Genomic DNA, 20019 nt, shown 5'->3' with positions numbered 1-20019 from the left:
TTTTACGCCTCCTTCTCGACCAGCTCGAGGAAGACCGACTCCAAAGAGCCGTCGCCACGGACCTGCGCCGTGGTGCCTTGGGCCACGACCTCGCCCGAGCGGATGACGGTGAGCTCGTCGCAGAGCTTCTCGACGACCTCGAGCACGTGGGAGGAAAAGAACACCGCGGCGCCCGCCTCGGCGCGTTCGCGCAAGATGAGCTTGAGCTCGTGGGAGGCCACGGGGTCGAGGCCCACAAAGGGCTCATCGAGCACGAGCAGCGTGGGGTCGTGAACGAGCGCGCCGATGATGACGAGCTTTTGCTTCATGCCGTGCGAATAGGAGGAGATGGGGTCCGTGAGCGCTTCGGCGATGTCGAGACGCTCCGCCAGCGCGACGATGCGCTCGACGCGCACCGCTGCGGGAACCTCGAAGATGTCGGCGAGGTAGGTGAGGTACTGCATGCCGGTCATGAACTCGTACACGTCCGGGTTGTCGGGCACGTAGGCGAGCGCGCGCTTGGCGGCGATGGGCTCATGCTCGATGCTGTGTCCGCAGACCTCGATGGAGCCGCCGTCAAAGGACTGCGCGCCCACGATCGCGCGGATGAGCGTGGTCTTTCCCGCGCCGTTGTGGCCGATGAAGCCGTGGATGCTGCCCGCCTCGACGGTGAGGGAGAGGTCGCGCACGGCAACGTGGTCGCCATAGCGTTTCTGAAAATTGCGAACGGATAGAATGGACATGACGCCTCCAAAAGACTATTAGATAAATATCTAATAGTCGAGGATTATGAGGCTTCGCCCGGGAAAGTCAAGCCAATAAATGAATGAGAAAAAGTCTCAATTACGATACCCTTGGGCACCTGCGAGTATGGTATCCTTGCAAACGTGAACATATCTTCGGCAAGCGGTTGCTATTTTCACTCAAACGCACGCGTTTTCTCGGCGAGTGGTGTATGGGGAAGACTTACCGCTGTTCGGGGATGCCGGGTATCGGGGCGAGAGGCGTCCCGACAACACGACGAGGAGCGTGGTCAGGTAATGCAGGAGGCATGGGAAGGCTTCGAGGACGGTAATTGGACCAAAGAGGTCGACGTCCGCGACTTCATCCAGAAGAACTACACCCCCTACGAGGGCGATGAATCGTTCCTGGTGGGCCCCACCGAGCGCACCACCAAGCTGTGGGATGACGTCATGGCTCTTATGCTCAAGGAGCGTGAGCAGGGCGGTGTTCTCGACATGGACACCAAGGTCGTGACCGGTATCCTGTCTCATCCGGCCGGCTACATCGACGCCGAGCATCCCGAGCGTGAGACTATTGTTGGTCTCCAGACCGACAAGCCGCTCAAGCGCGCCCTGCACGTCAACGGCGGTATCCGCATTGCCTGCCAGGCCGCTTCCCAGCACGGCTATGAGGTCGACCCCGAGATCGTCGACTTCTACACCAACAAGCGCAAGACGCACAACGCCGGCGTGTTCGACGTGTACAAGCCCGAGATGCGCGCTTGCCGCTCCGCCCATATCATCACCGGTCTGCCGGATGGCTACGGCCGTGGTCGCATCATCGGCGACTACCGTCGCGTGGCCCTGTACGGCGTTGACGCCCTGATTGAGGACAAGCGGGCTCAGAAGTCCTCCACCCCCTCCGTCATGAACGAGGACAACATTCGCCTGCGCGAGGAGCTCTCCGAGCAGATTCGCTCGCTGCAGCAGCTTATCGAACTCGGTAAGCTCTACGGCTTCGACATCGCCCGCCCGGCTGCCAACACCCAGGAGGCCATCCAGTGGATGTACCTCGCCTATCTGGCTGCCGTGAAGGATCAGAACGGCGCCGCCATGTCCATTGGCCGCACCTCCACCTTCATCGACATCTATGCCGAGCGCGACCTCAAGAACGGCGTCTTCACCGAGGAGCAGATTCAGGAGTTCGTCGACCACTTCATCATGAAGCTCCGCATGGTCAAGTTCGCTCGTACCCCCGAGTACCAGAATCTCTTCTCGGGCGACCCGCAGTGGGTCACCGAGTCCATTGGCGGCATGGGTGTTGACGGCCGTACCCTCGTCACCAAGATGAGCTACCGCTACCTCCATACGCTCGAGACCATGGGCACCTCCCCGGAGCCGAACCTGACCGTCCTGTGGTCCACCAGGCTTCCGCAGGCCTTCAAGGAGTTCTGCGCCAAGACCTCCATCGCTTCCTCGTCCATCCAGTACGAGAACGACGACGTCATGCGCGTGTACCACGGTGACGACTACGCCATCGCCTGCTGTGTGTCCTCCATGCGCGTGGGCAAGGAGATGCAGTTCTTCGGCGCCCGCGCCAACCTGGCCAAGTGCCTGCTGTACGCACTCAACGGCGGCGTCGACGAGGTCTCCAAGAAGCAGATCGGCCCCAAGTACCGTCCGGTCGAGGGCGACACGCTCGACTTCGACGACGTCATGTCCAAGTACAAGGACATGATGAAGTGGCTGGCCGGCGTGTACGTGAACACGTTGAACATCATCCACTACATGCACGACAAGTACTGCTACGAGGCCATCCAGATGGCCCTGCACGACAAGGACGTCCACCGCTGGTTCGCCACCGGTATCGCCGGCCTCTCCGTTGTGGCCGACTCCCTGTCCGCCATCAAGTACGCCAAGGTTCATCCCGTCCGCGATGAGAACGGCGTGATCGTCGACTTCGACATCGAGGGCGACTTCCCCAAGTACGGCAACGACGACGACCGCGTCGACTCCATCGCGCACGACATCGTGCACGAGTTCATGGAGTGCATCCGTCGCCACGAGACCTACCGCAACTCCGTGCCCACCACCTCCGTTCTTACCATCACCTCCAACGTGGTGTACGGCAAGAACACCGGCGCCACGCCCGACGGCCGTAAGGCCGGCGTGCCGTTCGCCCCGGGTGCCAACCCCATGCACCAGCGCGACAGCCACGGCGCCATCGCCTCGCTGAGCTCCGTGTCCAAGCTTCCGTTCCGCGACGCTCAGGACGGCATCTCCAACACCTTCTCCATCGTGCCGGGCGCGCTCGGCAAGGAGGACCAGGTTATGTTCGGCGATCTCGACCTCGGCGACATCGAGTTCGAGAACCCGGTTGCCTGCTGCGATTGCACCGACTCCTCCGCGCCCGAGGGTGCCGAGGACCGCTAAGGTCTGCTGACGTTTCGGTCCCGCCCGCAACGTGTTAATCGAGCGGGTGGGGCCTTTGTAAAGGTTGTTGTGCAAGTAACATTTACGCTTGCCGATGGCCGTTCTACTGATATAATTTCAGTAACAATTCCTACTACGACGCTTCGGCGCCAATGTATGAAAAGGAGAGCACCATGAAGGTTGCTGACATCCCCCAGGCTCAGGCCGATAACCTCGTGAGCATGATCGACGCGTACGCCGAGAAGGGTGGCCACCACCTGAACGTCAACGTGTTCAACCGCGACACGCTGCTCGATGCCCAGGCTCACCCCGAGAAGTACCCGCAGCTTACGGTGCGCGTTTCCGGCTACGCCGTGAACTTCCACAACCTCACCAAGGATCAGCAGGATGAGGTCATCTCCCGTACCTTCCACGAGGGCTTCTAAGGCTTCCTCAAGCATCGCACTTGTTTTAGCTGGTCGATCCAATTCGTTGGTTTGACCGGTAGTGCAAATCAATCGATTTGACTGGTTGGTCAGAAAGATTGATCCAATTGGCTGATTAGGCTGATTGAACGCGGCAGGTAAGGCAAGCGGTTTTCTTAAAAGCACCCTTACTCCTATCGCGAATCTCTGGTTTGCTTGTGCCCCCTTTCGAAACGCTGACGCGTTTCGAAAGGGGGCTTTTCATGTCGCGATTGCTGCTCCATGCGATTTCTGTTCGATATGAAGTCTGCTCAGCGTGAGGTCTGGAAAGATATGAAATTGAGCATCAAAGGCCAACGGGTTAATTACGATTCACCTGAATAAAAAAGTATTAAACCGCCTAAGGACATCAACCTCCATCGTTGGTTTTCCACGTTGATTGATGACGACCGAGCCTGGACAAACGAAAGGGCGCGCCGCGTTATCCTTACCATCGCAAACCGATTGATACCGTCTGTAGCTGCATGAACGAAAGAGCCTATCGCGCCATCGTAACCTTTCTAAGATGATTGATAGCAACTCTCCAACTCAGTACGGCGCCTCACCATTCAGGGGCGCTCTTCTTTCATCGTCGGCATTTTGTTGGCTTTGAATTGCGAGCAGTGAGGCAACAGGGTCGTTCCACCTGTTTTGCGTACCATATGTTTGTCGCTTTTGTACATGACGCTGCGAGGCAACAGGGTCGTTCCACCTGTTTTGCGTACCATATGTTTGTCGCTTTTGTACATGACGCTGCGAGGCAACAGGGTCGTTCCACCTGTTTTGCGTATCGGATGAAGGCGAATTCGCGATTTCGATAGTCCAAATGGGTCAAGTCCATTTTTGTGTGTAAATTCGCAACCGCCGCTTTCTCCTATGCCGCGAGCCTCAGCTGGCGCTGCTCGCGCGCGATGACCTCCAGGCGCGGGACCACGCCCTGCAGCTCCTTCACGGCCGGCGAGTAGAACAGCCTGCGACCGGCCGCCCAGCGCTCGCCCTCCTCGATGAGCACGGCCCCGATCAGCCTCGCTATCGAGTCCGCGTTCGGGAACACCTTGACCACCGACGACCTCCTCTTCACCTCCCCGTTCAGCCTCTCGAGGTGGTTCGACGTCCGCACGACCCGCCGCAGCGCCTCGGGCAGCTCCATCACCGTCATCGCGTCGTCGAACCCGGCGTCGAGCCGCTCGACCGCCCTGGGCGCGGCCCCGGCGTAGTCGGCCGCGATCTCGTCGCGCCTGCGACGCGCCTCCGCCATGGTCTTCGCGTTGAACATCTCCGCGAGCTCGCCGCGCAGCCCGACCCTCAGGCGCTTCGGCGCGGCGTCGACGACGTTGCGGGCGAAGTGGGCCTGGCAGCGCTGCCAGGGCACCTCGGGGAACACGGACTGCAGCGCGGCGACGAGCCCCTCGTGCGCGTCGGTGGTCGCGAGCCGGACCCCCGACAGGCCGCGGCGGCGCAGCCCGGCGAGGAACCGCGTCCAGCTCTCGGTCGTCTCGGCGTCCGCGACCTCGAAGCCGAGCACCTCCTTGCGGCCGTCCGGCGTGAACCCGATGGCCACGAGCAGCGCCTTCGCCACGACCCTGTGGCCCTCGCGGCACTTGATGTAGGTGGCGTCCGCCATGAGGAACGGGTGGTCTCCCTCGATGGGCCGCGCGAGGAACTCCCCGACGATCGCGTCGAGGTCGCGGCACGCCTCGGAGACGCACTGCTTCGAGAAGCTCTTCCCGCAGATGGTCTCCATGACCCTGCCGACCTTGGCGGTGGAGACGCCGGAGACGACCATCTCGGCCATGGTCGTGACCAGCGCGGCCTCGCTGCGGCTGTAGTTGTCGAAGACGAGCGTCCTGAACGGCGCGTTCCGGTGCCTCGGGACCGTCAGCTCGATCGTGCCGACGCGCGTCGCCAGGGGCCTCTCCCTCGTGCCGTTGCGCACGTCGGTGCGCGCCTCGGCCCTCTCGTAGCGGGCCGCCCCGAGCTGCTCGTCGGACTCCGCGAGCAGCACCGCGTTCAGGGACTTCTGCAGCAGGGCCGCGAACGCGCCGCCGGTGTCGCCGGCGAGAAGGGAGAGGATCTCGTCCTGGTCTAGTGTAAGATTGATTCGAGCCATGCTCGTCCTCCAAGTAATCGTTGTGGTTTGGCGATTGCAAGTTTACTTGGTCGGCGGGCCTCTGGCTCGCCTTTGCTATTTACACCACTTTACGGACGCGACCGTCCAAATGCGGAGCACGGAAACAAACTTCCGGTATTGGGAAGCTATATTGAGATTCTTCGAGTAGACGACGCTGTATGTAAAGAAAACCGCAGGTCAAAAAGATTGAAAAAGACGGTATAGTCGAGCAATCGCCCGAGAGCTTCCCAATACCGGAAGTTTGTAAATCTTGCAGTGATTAAAAATGGATGTTGCCCGGTTTGGCTGGTAAAAATGGGCACTGTGGATGATTGGCGGTACATCCTGAGCCGCGCGTCGGAGGGGCGCGGCGCTTGCCGGGGCCAACCAGCACGTTTCTGCTTAATCCGGTCTGTTGGGCATGACGTCGATCTCCTCGTAATCGGGGGCCGACCAGTGCATTTCTGCTGAATCCGACCTGATGGGGCCGCCGCTTCCAAACATCCAGAGCCCCATGAACTCATCGAGGGCGGTGTTCTTTTATCCCCTTGCATAGCGGGACCTCTGCTTAAGCGGGAAAAGCGGCCCCCAGCTCGGGCATTGTCACAGCCCAATCCCTTTTGTCGCCTGCTCTTGACTTGCCTGATGGCCTTGCATATCGCGATTCAGCTGGGTTAGCGGTCGTGTCGTTCCCGGCTTGTTGTTTCAAAGAGAGGACTGTGCGTAAGCATCTGACATGGCGGGTCGCAGTGCATCTCCAGCCCATCTTCCCTAAGAAGGACTGTGTGCGCAAGCCCGCAATAAAGGTGCAGCTTTGCCCTCGCCGGCCCATCGTCTCAAAGAGAGGGCTGGCGCGCAGGGGTGGCTATGGGAGATAACAAACCCGTGGGCGGGACGTGCCCGCATCTACGAAGGGCGCGAGATCTCATGACGCATCTGTAGAAGTAATGGCCTCAACGTGCAGGCAGGCCAACTGTCCTGCATCGCTTACGACGTGCTCGGCGCGGTTGTGCGTAACGGCAATCCGCGATCCAACGGGGAGACCCTCGAACATCGCGGCCACGTCGTCATTTCCCCTTACGCCAAAAACCACTGTGCCTTCAGCGTCATTGCAATCTGCGCATGCGGTCCAATCTGCCTGCTCGATGGTTAACGTTCTTGCGTCGGCATCGATGCTCGTGAGCGTTCCCACCGTTATGGCGTGGCTATCAGACCCGCTGGAGACGGGTAGAACCTCGGATACGCAGTAGCTCTGAGCCTGCAGTTGCCCAGCATCGCTCACGACGTCTGGAAGACGGTCGTGGGTAACGGTGATGTGCGTTCCGGCGGGCACCTCTCGGTCGAGCCTGTGCAGCTCCTCGGGGTCGGTCATGGTAAACACAACGACGCCGTCAACATCGTTTTTATCCGCGGATGCGCACCAGCTTGCATGCTCAATGGTGAACGTGCTGTTGCTGACATCCACACCGATCAGCAGTCCGCTCGTGGTGTTTTCCTGAGTGGGGTTCCAATCGCCAGCCGGCGCCGGATTGCTGATCGCATCAAGGGCGTTCCACGCTAGGGCACCGAGCGCAAAGACGGCGACAAGGGCGCAAATCGTTACAGAACGGCGCTTCATTGGTGTGCCTTTCAAGTAGGGTGTATATGCCGGGTCGATGCCGTGGGATATCATCAGGCAATCTTTAAAAGAGACTATACGCCCAATACCGAGAACTGCGATGTTTCGTTCAAAGAAGGACTGCTTGTCAAAAGCGGCACTAGGCGGTTGTTCCAAAAGAAAAGCATGCATCGATTGCTTCGCGTGGATTGAAGGCGCATCGTGTGCCGGAGGCGGTACCGCGTGTTAACGAATGCATCGCACGCCGCCGTCGGCACCGCGTGTCGGGGTATACGCCACACGCCGACAAATGCGTCGCGCGCCCGAGCCGGCGCTGCGCACCGACGAACGTGCTGCGTGCCGGGGCGGTACCGCGTGCTAACGAACGCGCTGCGCACCCGCGGCGACGCCGCGTTCCGATGAACGCGCCGCGCGCCCGAGACAGTGCCGCATGTCGATGGATGCGCCCGCCGCACGTCCGACAAGTCTATCTTCTTGAGTCGGCGCTTAAGCCTGGCCCAACACACACGCCAGGGCGAGGAACAGCGCGAGAAGAATAACGTTGTAGACAAGGAAATACAGCAGGTATCTGCCCGTTTGCGCATTGCCGGAGCGCGCGTAGATGCGCAGGGTGATGAGGCTCGCGAGTGATGCCACGGGCGTGCCCAGCCCACCTATGTTCGTGCCAATGAGCAGGCTGGCGGCATTATGCGTAAATCCCGAAAGCATGATGGCCGCGGGAACATTGCTAATAACTTGGCTCGTCAAAGCCGAGACGAGCACCTCGCGTCCGGCGAGCAGTCCCTGCAACGCGGTAACGAGTGCGTCGACGTGCTTGAGGTTGCCGACAAAGATGAAGAAGCAAACAAAGGTCGCAAGAAGACTGTAGTCGATGTGCCTCAGCACGCTGCAATCGAATGCCAGGCAGGCCGCAATCGTGACGAGCGTGCAGAGCTCCCAGCTCACAATGCGTCCCACACACGCCAAGGCGAGCGCAAAGAGCACGCTGTAAATGGCGAGGAGTTGCCGGTTAATCGAGGTCTCACGCAGCTCGTTTGCGGCAAGGGGCTCGTTTGGTATGAGGACACAGGGGAGAAGAGAAGCGGCAAGCCCCAAGATGCCATACGGTGCGAGCGTGGCGAGAAACGTGCCAAGGTTGATGTTGAATGTCGAGTAGAGGTAGATGTTTTGCGGGTTGCCGATGGGCGTCATCATGGAGCCCAAGTTGGCGGCGACCGTTTGGGCTACGAGTGCGATGATGAGCGTGCGAGGTGCCGCATGTTGCAGGAGCAGCAGCGTGAGCGGGACGAACGAGATGAGTGCGACGTCGTTGGTGACGACCATCGAGGCGAAGAACGAGATCGTCACAAGCAGCAAGACGATTCGGCGCGCGCCGCTCTGCCCGCGTGTGAGCAAGGTGCGTGCCCGGGCGAGCAGGCCGGCGCGGGTAAACCCGGCAACCACGGTCATCAGGCAAAAGAGCAGCCCTATCGTGCGCAGGTCGATTGCGTCGAGGTAGGCGGGGAGATTGTCGAGGACGGGCGGGAATGCGGCCATGGACGCGATGGCGGCCAGCGCAGCGATCGTCAAAACGGCCTCGGACTGTATGAACGTGCGGATGCGGTCGGCCAGGAAGCGCGCACGCGATCGGGATTGGACCTGAGGGTGCAGGGTCATGTATGTCACCTTATACGCGGGGAAAATCGCATCTATGGTAGCGGAAAAGAAGCCGGTGAGTTCGTTCGGGCGCTTTCCGCAAGCAAGTGGAGGGCGGCTGCCCGGCTGCAACGGTCCTCGCCTCGAAATGCGCGTCGTGCGCACGCGCGTCCCATGCGTCTGCTACTCTAGTTCCGATACATACGAGAGCGGAGTGAGGCTATATGGCGCAGATCGTGTTGGAGCAGGGGCAGTCGCAGGAGTCGCGGTACGCGACGGGTCGCGTGCATTCCATCGAGAGCATGGGCACGGTCGACGGGCCCGGCGTGCGCTTTGTCGTGTTTACCCAGGGCTGTCCCATGCGTTGCGCGTATTGCCACAACCCGGATACCTGGGCGGTCGGCTCGGGGGCGGGAACCTCGGTGACGGTCGAGCGAATAATCGACGAGTTCGAGAGCAACCGTCCCTTCTACCGCACGGGCGGCATCACGGTGACCGGCGGCGAGCCGCTGCTCCAGCCCGAGTTTGTGGGCGACCTGTTCGCCGCCATGCACGCCAACCCCAACGGGCGCGTGCACACGTGCCTCGACAGCTGCGGATATGCGTACAACCCCAAGAAGCCCGCGCGCTTTGACAAGGTGCTTGCCCAGACCGATCTGGTACTGCTCGACATCAAGCACAGCGATCCGGAGGGCCACAAGGCGCTGACCCGCTGCGCGCCCGACAACATCCTCGCGTTCGGGGACGAGCTGGCCCGTCGCGGCGTCAAGGTCGTCATCCGTCATGTGATCGTGCCCGGCATCACGGATACCGAGGAGGAGTGCGAGGCCCTGGGTCGTCTGATCGCTCCCTGGCACAACGTGGTGGGGCTCGAGATGCTGCCCTATCACACCATGGGCATCGTCAAGTACGAGCAGCTGGGGCTCGAGTATCCCCTTAAGGACGTGCCCGCCATGGACAAGGGCCGTATCCCTGCTCTGCGCGAGGCGGTCATGCGCGGCCTGCGCCAGGCCCGCGCCGCCGAGCGCCACTGCGCGGGATAGGCGCGTTACGCGCCCCCAATACCGCCAAGAACGGCTACAGGCACGAGGAGCATTGTAGACGCGAGGAGCAGGTGCGCCCCCCCCTTGGTTGAGTGCGCATCTGCTCCTCGTGTATGGGGTACATGCGCCGGCAAGCGCGGTATGCGCGCGCGTTTCGATAGGTGAGCCGCGTGCCCCCGCGCCGTTCCCGCGCATGCCCCGCACCACTGCCGCTCGCGCTCCGCGCCGCGGTCGCGCGCGTTGCCCGCGGCTCGGATGTGTACCAGTCCCCGCCGGTGGCATGAATCCGTGAACGGTTGCTTGGGGACCGCGAGCGGTCGCACAATGTTTCATCTTGCGGCAGCATTTTGGGCTCTTGTCGTGCGTCTGGCTCTATTTTTAGCTATCTACCTGCTGATTTTCTTCAGTTCACAGCCCTTCCGCATGAATCGGAAGCAAATGAACCGAACCCCCGGCGCAATCAGCGTATGATTTCGTTGTCGCACGAAGGGGGTGTTTGGCCATGGAGAACGTGGAGCTCGTCACATTTATGCGCGAGCACGACGGCGTGACGCCGGAAGACGCGAGCGCGCAGCTCGGCGTGAGCACGCGGACGCTGCGCAAATATGTTGCCCGGGCCAATGAGTCCCTGTCGGGCAGTGCCGTTGTCGAGTTGAGCCGCGGCGAGGGATACCGCCTGCGCGTGCTTGATCAAGAGGACCTGGACGCCTGGATCGCCGCACAGGGTGGCGGCCATGCATGTCTTGCGTGCAAGACCTCCGAGGAGCGCGTGAACTACCTCCTCAACGATCTGCTCATGCGCAATGACTGGATCAAGCTCCAGGAGTTGTCGCAGGCCCTCTTCGTCTCCAAGAGCGCATTGTCGGGCGACCTCAAAAAGGTCGAGGAGCGTCTGCGCCCCTATGACCTCGTGCTCGAGAAGCGCTCGCATTACGGTATCCGCGTGACGGGCGGGGAGATGTCCCGTCGCCTGTGCTTGGCCAATGCCGCCATCGACGCGAGCAGCGCAACGGGCGCCTCCGGCGTCACCGGCGGGCTCAACACCCTGGTCCTCAAAAACTTTGTGGGGGGGGGGGGGCCTCCAAAATAACGAGGCGGTGCTCGATGCCATCGCCGTCTGCGTGAGCGAGGCAGCCGAAGCCCAGCTCCTCACCATAAACGCCGCCGCTTTTCAGAATCTGCTCGTCCACATCGTCATAGCGCTGATACGCATTTCGAACGACTGCTACGTGCCCATTGAGGACAGCCGCCTGCAGCGCATCGTCGCAACGAGCGAGTACCGCGCCGCGGAGGACATCGCCCGACGCATCGACGCCCTCACCTCGATCTCGCTGCCGCAGGAGGAGGTCGCCTACATCGCGATTCACCTGGCGGGCAAGCAGACCATCTATCAAACGCCGGACGAGAGCAGCCTGGTGATCTCCGACGAGGTGTGGCAGGTCGTGTCCGACATGCTCGATCGCGTGTGGCGGGTGTTTCGCTTCGACTTTCGCAACGACCTTGAGCTGCGCATGAACCTTGCGCGCCACATCCAGCCGCTCTCGGTGCGCCTGCGGTACAACCTCAAGCTCAAGAACCCCATGCTCGATGACATCAAGGCCCGCTACCCGCTGTCCTTTTCGATCGCCGTCGACGCATCGACGGTCATCGCCGAGGCCTACGGCGCACCGCTGTCCCATGACGAGATCGGCTATGTGGCCCTTGCCTTCGAACTCGCGCTCGAGCGGTCTAAGACCGAGACGGTCAAAAAGAACATCCTGGTCATCTGCGCCTCGGGTGCCGGTAGCGCCCGCCTGCTGGAGTACCAGTGCCGCCGCGAGTTCGGTGACTACATCGATCAGATCCAGACCTGCGATGCGTTGGGGCTGGACAAGGTCGATTTTTCCACCATCGACTACGCGTTCACCACCGTGCCGCTCAACCGCGAGCTGCCGGTGCCCGTGCGCGAGGTGTCGTGCTTTCTCGACCCCGTGGAGGCGGAGCGCACGCGGGCGGTCCTGCGCAAGGAGATGCGCCGCCCGTCCGCCCTGGGCGCCGATTACCTGGGGAGGGACCTCTTCTTCCCGCATCTTGCCTGCACGTCCAAGGCGGAGGTCCTCGATTTTCTCATTGCCCGCGCCGAGGAGTCGCGCGACGTCGCGCCGAACTTCCGCGAGCTCGTGTTCGCGCGCGAGGAGCGCATGCCCACCGCCTTTGGCAACAACATCGCCATGCCGCATCCGCTCGAGGTGGCCAGCAGGGACGCGTTTGTCTGCATCGGCCTGTTGGATGAGCCCGTGGTGTGGGGAGCTGAGGGCGAGGAGGTGCAAGCGGTGTTTCTCGCGGGCTTCTCCTTTGACGAGGACGGCTCCGCGCGCACGTTCCTGGACAGCTTTGCCGGCGTGCTCGTCGATCCTCAGGCGATCGAGCGACTGGTTACCGAGCAAACCTGGGAGGCCTTCGCCGACGTGCTGGGGGCGTCGGGAATTGTCGTAGACGGGACGCCCGGCTCGGTGAACACCCCGACCTAACTGCTTTTTCGCATCGCCGCGGCGTGTCCGCGCGCATTCGATAGATGGGTACGACCACGAGATAAGAGAGGAGGAGAACATGGCCGAAGAGGAAAGCATGGAGCTCATCTCGTTTGGGATTGTGGCATCTGCCGGCCAGGCGCGCAGCCTGGCCATGGAGGCGATTGCGCAGGCGCGCGAGGGCGACATCGAGGGCGCCCGCAAGACGCTCGAGGAGTCGCGCGAGGTTGGCCTGCAAGCCCATGACGAGCAGACCAAGCTCCTGTCCCGTGAGGCCAGTGGCGACCACGTGCCCGTGGACGTGCTGCTGGTTCATGCGCAGGACCATCTGATGACCTCGATGCTCTGCCAAGACCTGGCGGAGGAGATCATCGCCCTGCACGAGCGCATCGCCGCCAAGTAATCGTATGGTCCGCAAGGGGCCGTTGTCCGGGGCAATCGCCCCAGAAGGGAAAGATCTGTCATGAAGGTACTGCTCGTTTGCGCGGCTGGTATGTCCACCAGCATGCTCATGAAGAAGATGGAGAGCTACGCGGCCGAGAACGGCATCGACGTCGAGGTCGCCGCGCGCAGCTTCTCGGAGCTCAAGGATCCCAAGGCCGCGGGATATGACTGCATCCTCGTTGGCCCGCAGATTTCCTACCAAAAGGACAAGATCGTCAAGAAGGCGGACGGCCTGCCGGTCGACGTCATTCCCATGAAGGACTACGGCCGCCAGAACTGCCCGGCCATTTTCGATCAGATCAACAGCCTGATCGGCTAACTGGGTTCGCTGCACGTGCATGATGGGTTGAGCTTATGAAGAAGAAAGAGCAGGTCAAGCGGTCTCGCGCCAAGGCGCAGGCCCAAGCGGGACGTTCCAAGGTGGACGGCGCGGCGGGCAACGGTTCTCGTGACGCCCACAGCAAGGGCCCGTCCGTGCAGGCGGCCTCTTCGCGCAAGCGCCAGGGTCCGGGTACCGACGCGTTCAAGCGCGAGCAGTCCGTCAAGACGGCCAAGTGGAATCGCTTCATGCTGATTCGCTACCTGGACGCGGGGCTGTTCTTTATCGGGCTGTACTGGGCGCTCATGCTCCTGGCGTTCCAGCCCGGTATCGCCATGGTGGTGCCGGTGCTCGAGATCGTCATCGCGCTCGCGGTGATGGTCGAGGTCTTTACCACCTTGTCGAGCGAGACCGAGTATCTGGTTTGGTCGCATCGCGTGCTGGTGGCTTCCTGCGCGCTGTCCGCCGTGACGCTCGCCGCGACGGTCTTGGTGGGCGAGCAGCTCTTCTTCCCGTTTTTGAGCAGCAAGATGGTTGGGGCCATGTTCTGCGTCGCTCTCATCGCGGTCAAGCTCATCATCATCCACCGCATCGTTCTTGTGCGCGACCGTCGCGACAAGCGCTATGCACTGTATCAAAAGGTTCTCAAGTACAACAGCTAGACAATTAGGAGGTTGGATATCGTGTTTGATCTTCTCGAGAAGTACATCATGGGGCCGATGACCAAGCTGTCACAGTTCCGCATGATCCGCGCGATCACCTTCGCCGGCATGACCTCGATCTCGTTCACCATCGTGGGATCGATGTTCCTCATCCTGAACGTCCTACCGCAGGCGTTCCCGTTCCTGGCCGGCATCTGGTCGGTGTCGTTCGACAAGATCACGAACATCTACATGCTCGCCAACAGCGCCACCATCGGCTGCATCGCGGTGTACTTCCTCATCGCCACCGCATTTGAGTACGCTCGCATCCTCTCCGAGGAGGACGAGATCGACATCAAGCCCATCAACGCCGTGCTCATGGCCGTCATGGCCCTGTTCATCTGCATTCCGCAGATCGGCATCGTGGACGGTGTGATCTCCCTGCTTAACGATCCCGAGGCAGGTCTGTTCAACGGCTGGACCATGGGTAGCGGCCCTGCCCGCTTTGGCGCCACGGGCATCTTCTGCGCCTTCATCATCGCCTGGTTCTCCGTGCGCATCTACGCGCTCTGCGTCCAGAAGAACATCGTCATCAAGCTGCCCGACGTGGTGCCCGACGGCGTCGCCCGCTCCTTCACCGCTCTGATCCCGGGCTTTTTGGTCGCCATCGTCTGCATGCTCATCCAGGCCGTCTTCATGGCGTTCGGCACCGACTTCTACAGCTTTATCGCCATCCCATTCGGCTTCGTGGTCAACATCGTTGACACCCTGCCCGGCATCCTGGTGATCTACTTCCTCATCCACGCCCTGTGGCTCGTCGGTATCCACGGCGCCACCATCGTGACGTCGCCCCTGACCGCCATCGCGCTGTCCAACCTCGTGGTGAACGCTGAGGGCGGCACCGCCATCTGGGCGGGCGAGTTCAACAACGCCTTCGTGACCGTCGGCGGTTCCGGCGCCACGCTGGGCCTGACCATCCTGATGCTCACGCTCGCCAAGTCCGAGCAGCTCAAGGCCATCGGCAAGGCCGAGATCGTGCCGGCGCTCTTCAACATCAACGAGCCGCTCATCTTCGGTCTGCCCATCGTCTACAACCCCGCCCTGGCCATCCCGTTCATGCTCGCCCCCATGGCTTCTGCCGCCATCGCCTACCTGGCCATCTCCATGCGCATCATCCCCTCGGTGATCGTGCAGATGCCGTGGCCTACGCCTGTTGGCCTGGGCGCGTTCATCTCCTGCGGCGGTTCGTTCACCGCCGCCCTCGTGGCCATCGTCTGCGCGCTGGTCGCCACGCTCATCTACTTCCCGTTCTTCAAGAAGTACGATAAGCAGCTTTGCGAGGAGGAGGCCGCCAAGCTCGCCGCCGAGGCCGAGTAAGCGTCGCTGCACCGCATATGCTCACGCAAGGGGCCGGTGGACCAGACGGTCCGCTGGCCCCTTTGGTATCCAATGCTCGAATGAGAGGTCTTACCATGCCTTTTTCCAACGGATTTTTGTGGGGCGGCGCCGTTGCCGCGCATCAGCTCGAAGGTGGCTGGGATTGCGGCGGCAAGGGGCCGAGCATCATGGACGTCACCACCGCCGGCGACGTGAACACGCGCCGTCGCTTTACCGGCGAGGTGCTGCCCGGTGAGAACTACCCCAATCACGAGGCGATCGACTTTTACCACCGCTTCCGCGAGGATATCGCGCTCATGGCCGAGATGGGGTTCAAGTGCTTCCGCACCTCCATCGCCTGGAGCCGCATATTCCCCGAGGGCGACGAGCTCGTGCCCAACGAGGAGGGCCTCAAGTTCTACGATGAGCTCTTCGACGAGTGCCTGGCGCATGACATCGAACCCGTGGTGACGCTCAGCCATTTTGAAATGCCGCTCGGCTTGGTGAACAAGTACGGCGGCTGGCGCAATCGCAAGCTGATTGACCTGTTCACGCGGTTCGCCACGGTGTGCTTTGAGCGGTATCGCGACAAGGTCACCTACTGGATGACGTTCAATGAGATCAACAACCAGGCCGACTACAACAACGACTTCGCGTTGCTCGTTGACTCCGGCATCGTCGCGGAGCCGGGCGAGAACCGCGAGAAGGCCATGTACCAGGCGGCCCACTACGAGCTGGTGGCGAGCGCCAAGGCCGTCATGATCGGCCACGCCATCAATCCGAATTTCCAGATCGGCTGCATGATCGCCATGTGCCCCGTGTACCCGGCGACCTGCAAACCCGAGGACATCCTCATGGCCCATAAGGCGATGGAGCACCGCTACTACTACGCGGACGTGCATGCGCTGGGCACGTACCCGCCCAACATCATCGCGCTGTGGGACCGCAAGGGCTATGACATCGACGTCACGGCGGAGGATCTCATGCTGCTGCAGGAGGGAACGGTCGACTACATCGGATTCTCCTACTACATGAGTTTTGCGACCCAGTGGCGCGAGGAGAACGCGCATTTCGAGTTTGACGAGACCGCCGACTTGGTCAAGAACCCGTTCGTCAAGGCGTCCGATTGGGGTTGGCAGATCGACCCCGTGGGCCTGCGCTACGCCCTCAACTGGTTTACCGACCGGTACGGCCTGCCGCTGTTCATTGTGGAGAACGGCTTTGGCGCGTACGACAAGAAGGAGGCCGACGGCTCCGTTCACGACCCGTACCGCGTGGATTACCTGCGCGCGCACATCGAGCAGATGAAGCTCGCGGTCGAGGAGGACGGCGTGGACCTCATGGGCTATACGCCGTGGGGCTGCATCGATCTGGTGAGCGCCGGCACCGGCGAGATGGAGAAGCGCTACGGCTTCATCTACGTCGACAAGGACAATCAGGGCAACGGCACGCTCGAGCGCTCGCGCAAGGACAGCTTTGCCTGGTACCAAAAGGTGATTGCCACCAACGGCGAGGACCTGGCGTAGCCAAGACGAGGACGCCGGGCAAAAGGCGCGGGCGCGGGACGGTTCCCGTTTTTGGAGCCGTCCCGTCGCGGCGCCGCTGAGAAGGTCCGCTGCGGAGGAGTTGCTGCGATGGCGCCGCTGCGATGGCGCCGCTGCGAAGGCACCGCTGCGAAGGTGCCGCGAGAGTTGACTTTCGCGGAGGTTCTTCGCCCTGTCACGGGTTTAGCGGCTTCGAAAGTTAACTCTCGGAGCGCTTTGGCGGGGGTGCGGCGGGTGCCGGCTGTCGTGTGGGCGCCGGCCGCGCGGGCGCCGGTCGCGTGGATTCCGGCCGCGTGGATGTCTGTCGTGCGAGCGCCGGTCGGGTCTTTCGGTCGTGCATAAAGGAAAAGAGGGGGTATGGGGGCGCTGGCGGGGGACGCCCTGGACGCGACGACGGGAGGTGCCCCGGGCGCGTTGGTGGGGGATGCCCCGGGCGAGCTCGACGCTTCGCACGGAGCGAAGGGGCGCCATGAGGACGAGCGCGGCGGCGCGTTTCGCGAGATTTTGCGCGAGCGTGTCCTGTTGATGATCCTCGCAGGGTTTATGGTCGCGTTCATCGCATGCAACTGCCTGAGCGTGTACCTCATCGACATCGTGGTCAACGTGGGCGGCGACACATCGATGTACGGCGTCGCGATTTTTTGCATGGCGGTGAGCGAGCTGCCCGCCATGGCGCTGGTGCCGCGCCTACGCCGTCGGTTTTCGACGGGAACGCTGTTCATGGTGGTGGGCGCGGCATATCTGCTGCGCAACATGATCGTGGTCTGCGCGACCAACGTCCCCATGGTGTTCATCGGCCTGCTCTTTCAGTCCACAAGCTACGGCCTGCTCACGCCGCTGCTGACATGCTACATAGCCGAGGTTTGCAGCCCGCGAAGCGAAATGCTCGGGCAGACCTTGCTCTCGGTGGCAACGACGGGCGTGGGGGCCATGGTGGGCACAGTGTGCGGCGGCGTGTTGCAGGATGCGTACGGCATACAGGCGATGTTGTTGTTCGTGGCGGTCGCGACCGTAGCTGCGGCGTTCATGTTCTTTGTCGCGGGGGTGCGCGCACGCCGAGAAGAGATTGCACGCCGAGAAGAGACCGTGCGTTGAGAAGAGATTGCGCGTCGAGAAGGGGCTGCATGTCAAGAAGGAGCCGCGCATCGAGAAGAGGCTGCATGCCGAGAAGGGGCCGCGTGTCGAGAAGGGCTTGCGCGCCAGGAAGGGATCGCGCGTCAAGAAAGGGCCCCGCTCGTCGAGAAGAGCCCGCGCGTCAAAGAAGGGCTGCGCGACGTGGGACTCGGACGTAGCGCCCTCAATGCAAACGGCGGCGCCGGAGGAGAAGCCGACGCCGCCGTCTAGAGGGGTGGAGTACTGTTGATGTACCCGCCTAGCGGGTGCTTGCATTGCTGCACACGCGACTCCACGGAGGGCTCACGCATTGCGCACGTCCCGTACATATTTGATGCGGGCCCCGTGCTGGGAGGGGCATTAGCAGGCTGTCCCGCTGTGCCACTTCTGCCGGTGCCATGGCGGGTTCGACGCGGCGCGCAATCCGTTACGGCAGGTCGTTGCCCGCCGCGATGTACAGGTCGTACCAATCCTGACGAGAAAGCTCGACCTCGGCGCCCGCGGCAATGTTACGGATGCGCTCCGGGTTCATCGAGCCCGAAATGACCTGCATGCGTGCCGGATGGCGCAATATCCATGCAATGGCGATGGCCTCCTTGGAAACGCCCTTTGCCTCGGCGAGTTCGGCAAGCATCTGATTCAGCTCCGAGAACTGGTCATTGTCGATAAAGGTTCCTGCGAACATGCCGTATTGCAGGGGGCTCCATGCCTGGATGGTCATGCCGGTGAGTTGCGAATACGCGAGCGCGCCGCCATCACGATCCGCCGCGGCGTCGTCGTCCATGTTCTCATGCATCTGCACACGCACCATACCGGCGTGGCACAGGCCAAACTGCAGCTGGTTGACCTCGAGCTTTTGGTCGAGATTGGCCTGCAGCATCTCACAAGACCACGGCCCCATATTGCTCACGCCGATGTGCCGCGCCATGCCGGAATCGACGATCTCCGCCATGGTCTGCCCGAGTTCATCAAGCTCACAGAGGGCATCGAGACGGTGCAGAAGCACAAAGTCGACGTAATCGGTCTGCAGACGGTCGAGCTCGGCCTCGAGTGATGAGAGCAGATGATCGCGCGAGAAGTCGTAGATGCCGTTGCGCTTGCCGGAAAAATCGGGCGCGATGCCAAACTTGGTTTGCAAAACGACATCTTGGCGATTGACGCCCAGGTCGTGCAGCGCCTGCCCCAGCACGCGGGAGCTTTCGCCCGCACCGTAGATGTCCGCCGAATCAAAGAAGTTCATGCCGCAATCGAGCGCTGCCTGCGCGATTTCCCGTGCCTCGTCGCGCGTCTTTCCCGCCATGCGCATGACGCCCATCGCAATGCGGCTCGCCTCGACGCCGCTCGATCCGATCTCCTGGTATTTCATGGTGCCCCTTTCGTGACCGCTGTTGCCGAAGAGTTATCATAATTATGATAACTCTTACAAAGGGAGCTCAGATGCCGTCCATTCGTCCGATTTCTGACCTGAGAAACAAGTTCACGGAGGTCTCTTCCGAGGCACAGGAAACGGCCGCGCCGATTTTTCTCACGAGGAACGGGGTCGGCGAGATGGTGGTCATGAGCATGGAGGCTTATGAGAACCTGCAGTTCGAGAGCGAGGTGTACACCAAGCTCAAGGAGGCGGAGCGTGAGGCCGAACTGACGAGCGTTCGATACTCGTCAAAGGAAGTCTTTGCGGCGATGCGAGACGCGGTTCGCAATGCGTCGTCTTCGGAGGCGTCCTGTGTATAAGGTCGAATACCTCCCCTTGGCGCTACGTGATGTAACGGAAATCGTTTCGTATATCGCGGGCGATCTTCAAAACCCGCGAGCGGCGGAAAAGCTTGCGCAGGAGTTTATGGCTGTGGGAGACGGCCTCCAGTCGATGCCATATCGCCGCCGCGTCTATCAAACGATACGCCCGCTTGCGCATGAGTATCGCGCGCTACGGGTGGAGAATTACCTCATGTTTTACTGGATTGACGAGGACGCTCAAGTGGTAACGGTCGCGCGCGTGATATACCGCGGGGCGAGCATCGCGTCCAAGCTTGCTCCTGTAAGTTGATCGAGCGCCACTGCGGTCGGGCGGCGCTGCGGTCGAGTGCCGTT

18 protein-coding genes are annotated in these 20019 nt (G+C 61.7%); 13 read left to right on the top strand and 5 right to left on the bottom strand.

The annotated features are described in order from the left end of the window. Positions 1-2: 2 nt before the first annotated feature. Positions 3-722, bottom strand: a complete 720-nt coding sequence (locus LK434_RS06960) for an ABC transporter ATP-binding protein (protein WP_006719735.1) — start codon at positions 720-722, stop codon at positions 3-5. Positions 723-1019: 297 nt separating this feature from the next. Here LK434_RS06960 and pflB point away from each other — a divergent pair, with 297 nt between their 5' ends. Both pflB and grcA3 read left to right on the top strand, forming a co-directional pair. Beyond that, positions 1020-3134, top strand: coding sequence for a formate C-acetyltransferase (pflB, locus tag LK434_RS06955; protein ID WP_006719737.1), 2115 nt, complete (start codon positions 1020-1022; stop codon positions 3132-3134). A gap of 173 nt (positions 3135-3307) precedes the next feature. Beyond that, positions 3308-3559, top strand: a complete 252-nt coding sequence (gene grcA3 / locus LK434_RS06950; RefSeq protein ID WP_040360482.1) for an autonomous glycyl radical cofactor GrcA3 — start codon at positions 3308-3310, stop codon at positions 3557-3559. An 892-nt stretch (positions 3560-4451) separates the two neighbouring features. Here the strand turns inward: grcA3 and LK434_RS06945 are convergent. From LK434_RS06945 to LK434_RS06935, 3 genes are all read right to left on the bottom strand, one after another. Then, on the bottom strand, positions 4452-5687 hold the full coding sequence (locus tag LK434_RS06945) for an IS256 family transposase (RefSeq protein WP_006722195.1): 1236 nt from the start codon (positions 5685-5687) through the stop codon (positions 4452-4454). A 925-nt stretch (positions 5688-6612) separates the two neighbouring features. Further along, positions 6613-7476 (bottom strand): hypothetical protein, encoded by an 864-nt coding sequence (locus tag LK434_RS06940; protein WP_006719745.1) that lies wholly within the window; start codon positions 7474-7476, stop codon positions 6613-6615. Positions 7477-7791: 315 nt separating this feature from the next. After that, positions 7792-8961: an SLC13 family permease gene (locus LK434_RS06935; RefSeq protein ID WP_006719749.1), complete on the bottom strand. Its 1170-nt coding sequence runs from the start codon at positions 8959-8961 to the stop codon at positions 7792-7794. A gap of 203 nt (positions 8962-9164) precedes the next feature. Here LK434_RS06935 and pflA point away from each other — a divergent pair, with 203 nt between their 5' ends. From pflA to LK434_RS06890, 9 genes are all read left to right on the top strand, one after another. Then, complete coding sequence (pflA, locus tag LK434_RS06930) at positions 9165-9983, top strand: pyruvate formate-lyase-activating protein (RefSeq protein WP_006719753.1); 819 nt, start codon at positions 9165-9167, stop codon at positions 9981-9983. A gap of 502 nt (positions 9984-10485) precedes the next feature. Beyond that, on the top strand, positions 10486-11073 hold the full coding sequence (locus tag LK434_RS06925; protein ID WP_227917910.1) for a BglG family transcription antiterminator: 588 nt from the start codon (positions 10486-10488) through the stop codon (positions 11071-11073). Between the two features lie 7 nt (positions 11074-11080). Beyond that, entirely contained in the window at positions 11081-12493 is a 1413-nt protein-coding gene (locus tag LK434_RS06920; protein WP_006719761.1) for a BglG family transcription antiterminator, read from the top strand. 79 nt (positions 12494-12572) lie between these two features. Further along, entirely contained in the window at positions 12573-12896 is a 324-nt protein-coding gene (locus LK434_RS06915) for a PTS lactose/cellobiose transporter subunit IIA (RefSeq protein ID WP_006719763.1), read from the top strand. A 60-nt stretch (positions 12897-12956) separates the two neighbouring features. Further along, on the top strand, positions 12957-13256 hold the full coding sequence (locus tag LK434_RS06910; protein WP_006719765.1) for a PTS sugar transporter subunit IIB: 300 nt from the start codon (positions 12957-12959) through the stop codon (positions 13254-13256). A 35-nt stretch (positions 13257-13291) separates the two neighbouring features. Further along, positions 13292-13918 (top strand): hypothetical protein, encoded by a 627-nt coding sequence (locus LK434_RS06905; protein ID WP_006719767.1) that lies wholly within the window; start codon positions 13292-13294, stop codon positions 13916-13918. A 21-nt stretch (positions 13919-13939) separates the two neighbouring features. After that, positions 13940-15274, top strand: a complete 1335-nt coding sequence (gene celB / locus LK434_RS06900; RefSeq protein WP_040360608.1) for a PTS cellobiose transporter subunit IIC — start codon at positions 13940-13942, stop codon at positions 15272-15274. Between the two features lie 95 nt (positions 15275-15369). Next, a complete protein-coding gene (locus LK434_RS06895) occupies positions 15370-16800 on the top strand; it encodes a 6-phospho-beta-glucosidase (RefSeq protein ID WP_040360484.1) in 1431 nt (476 codons plus the stop codon). Between the two features lie 375 nt (positions 16801-17175). Next, the gene (locus LK434_RS06890) at positions 17176-17913 is read left to right on the top strand and encodes an MFS transporter (RefSeq protein ID WP_006719773.1); all 738 of its coding nucleotides are present in this window, start codon (positions 17176-17178) and stop codon (positions 17911-17913) included. A 445-nt stretch (positions 17914-18358) separates the two neighbouring features. Here the strand turns inward: LK434_RS06890 and LK434_RS06885 are convergent, their stop codons facing one another. After that, positions 18359-19297 carry an aldo/keto reductase gene (locus LK434_RS06885; RefSeq protein ID WP_006719776.1) on the bottom strand — a complete coding sequence of 313 codons (939 nt, stop codon included), beginning with the start codon at positions 19295-19297 and terminating at the stop codon, positions 18359-18361. Between the two features lie 71 nt (positions 19298-19368). Between LK434_RS06885 and LK434_RS06880 the strand changes: the two genes are divergently transcribed. Both LK434_RS06880 and LK434_RS06875 read left to right on the top strand, forming a co-directional pair. Beyond that, positions 19369-19662 carry a type II toxin-antitoxin system Phd/YefM family antitoxin gene (locus LK434_RS06880; RefSeq protein ID WP_040360485.1) on the top strand — a complete coding sequence of 98 codons (294 nt, stop codon included), beginning with the start codon at positions 19369-19371 and terminating at the stop codon, positions 19660-19662. Further along, positions 19655-19975: a type II toxin-antitoxin system RelE/ParE family toxin gene (locus LK434_RS06875; RefSeq protein ID WP_006719780.1), complete on the top strand. Its 321-nt coding sequence runs from the start codon at positions 19655-19657 to the stop codon at positions 19973-19975. Before LK434_RS06880 ends, LK434_RS06875 begins: the two co-directional genes overlap by 8 nt. Positions 19976-20019: the final 44 nt, after the last annotated feature.

The organism is Collinsella stercoris DSM 13279, from assembly GCF_020735465.1.
Taxonomy (GTDB): domain Bacteria; phylum Actinomycetota; class Coriobacteriia; order Coriobacteriales; family Coriobacteriaceae; genus Collinsella; species Collinsella stercoris.
Note: the sequence above shows the minus strand (reverse complement) of the source record. Positions and strands in the feature narration are given on the sequence as shown.

Excerpts from the sequence above, each read along its gene's own strand:
- pflB (WP_006719737.1), top strand. The coding sequence starts at position 1,020 with ATGCAGGAGGCATGGGAAGGCTTCGAGGACGGTAATTGGACCAAAGAG.
- LK434_RS06915 (WP_006719763.1), top strand. The coding sequence starts at position 12,573 with ATGGCCGAAGAGGAAAGCATGGAGCTCATCTCGTTTGGGATTGTGGCA.
- LK434_RS06890 (WP_006719773.1), top strand. The coding sequence starts at position 17,176 with ATGGGGGCGCTGGCGGGGGACGCCCTGGACGCGACGACGGGAGGTGCC.
- grcA3 (WP_040360482.1), top strand. The coding sequence starts at position 3,308 with ATGAAGGTTGCTGACATCCCCCAGGCTCAGGCCGATAACCTCGTGAGC.
- LK434_RS06935 (WP_006719749.1), bottom strand. The coding sequence starts at position 8,961 with ATGACCCTGCACCCTCAGGTCCAATCCCGATCGCGTGCGCGCTTCCTG.
- LK434_RS06925 (WP_227917910.1), top strand. The coding sequence starts at position 10,486 with ATGGAGAACGTGGAGCTCGTCACATTTATGCGCGAGCACGACGGCGTG.
- LK434_RS06895 (WP_040360484.1), top strand. The coding sequence starts at position 15,370 with ATGCCTTTTTCCAACGGATTTTTGTGGGGCGGCGCCGTTGCCGCGCAT.
- LK434_RS06960 (WP_006719735.1), bottom strand. The coding sequence starts at position 722 with ATGTCCATTCTATCCGTTCGCAATTTTCAGAAACGCTATGGCGACCAC.
- LK434_RS06880 (WP_040360485.1), top strand. The coding sequence starts at position 19,369 with ATGCCGTCCATTCGTCCGATTTCTGACCTGAGAAACAAGTTCACGGAG.
- LK434_RS06885 (WP_006719776.1), bottom strand. The coding sequence starts at position 19,297 with ATGAAATACCAGGAGATCGGATCGAGCGGCGTCGAGGCGAGCCGCATT.
- pflA (WP_006719753.1), top strand. The coding sequence starts at position 9,165 with ATGGCGCAGATCGTGTTGGAGCAGGGGCAGTCGCAGGAGTCGCGGTAC.
- LK434_RS06905 (WP_006719767.1), top strand. The coding sequence starts at position 13,292 with ATGAAGAAGAAAGAGCAGGTCAAGCGGTCTCGCGCCAAGGCGCAGGCC.
- LK434_RS06940 (WP_006719745.1), bottom strand. The coding sequence starts at position 7,476 with ATGCATGCTTTTCTTTTGGAACAACCGCCTAGTGCCGCTTTTGACAAG.
- LK434_RS06945 (WP_006722195.1), bottom strand. The coding sequence starts at position 5,687 with ATGGCTCGAATCAATCTTACACTAGACCAGGACGAGATCCTCTCCCTT.
- LK434_RS06910 (WP_006719765.1), top strand. The coding sequence starts at position 12,957 with ATGAAGGTACTGCTCGTTTGCGCGGCTGGTATGTCCACCAGCATGCTC.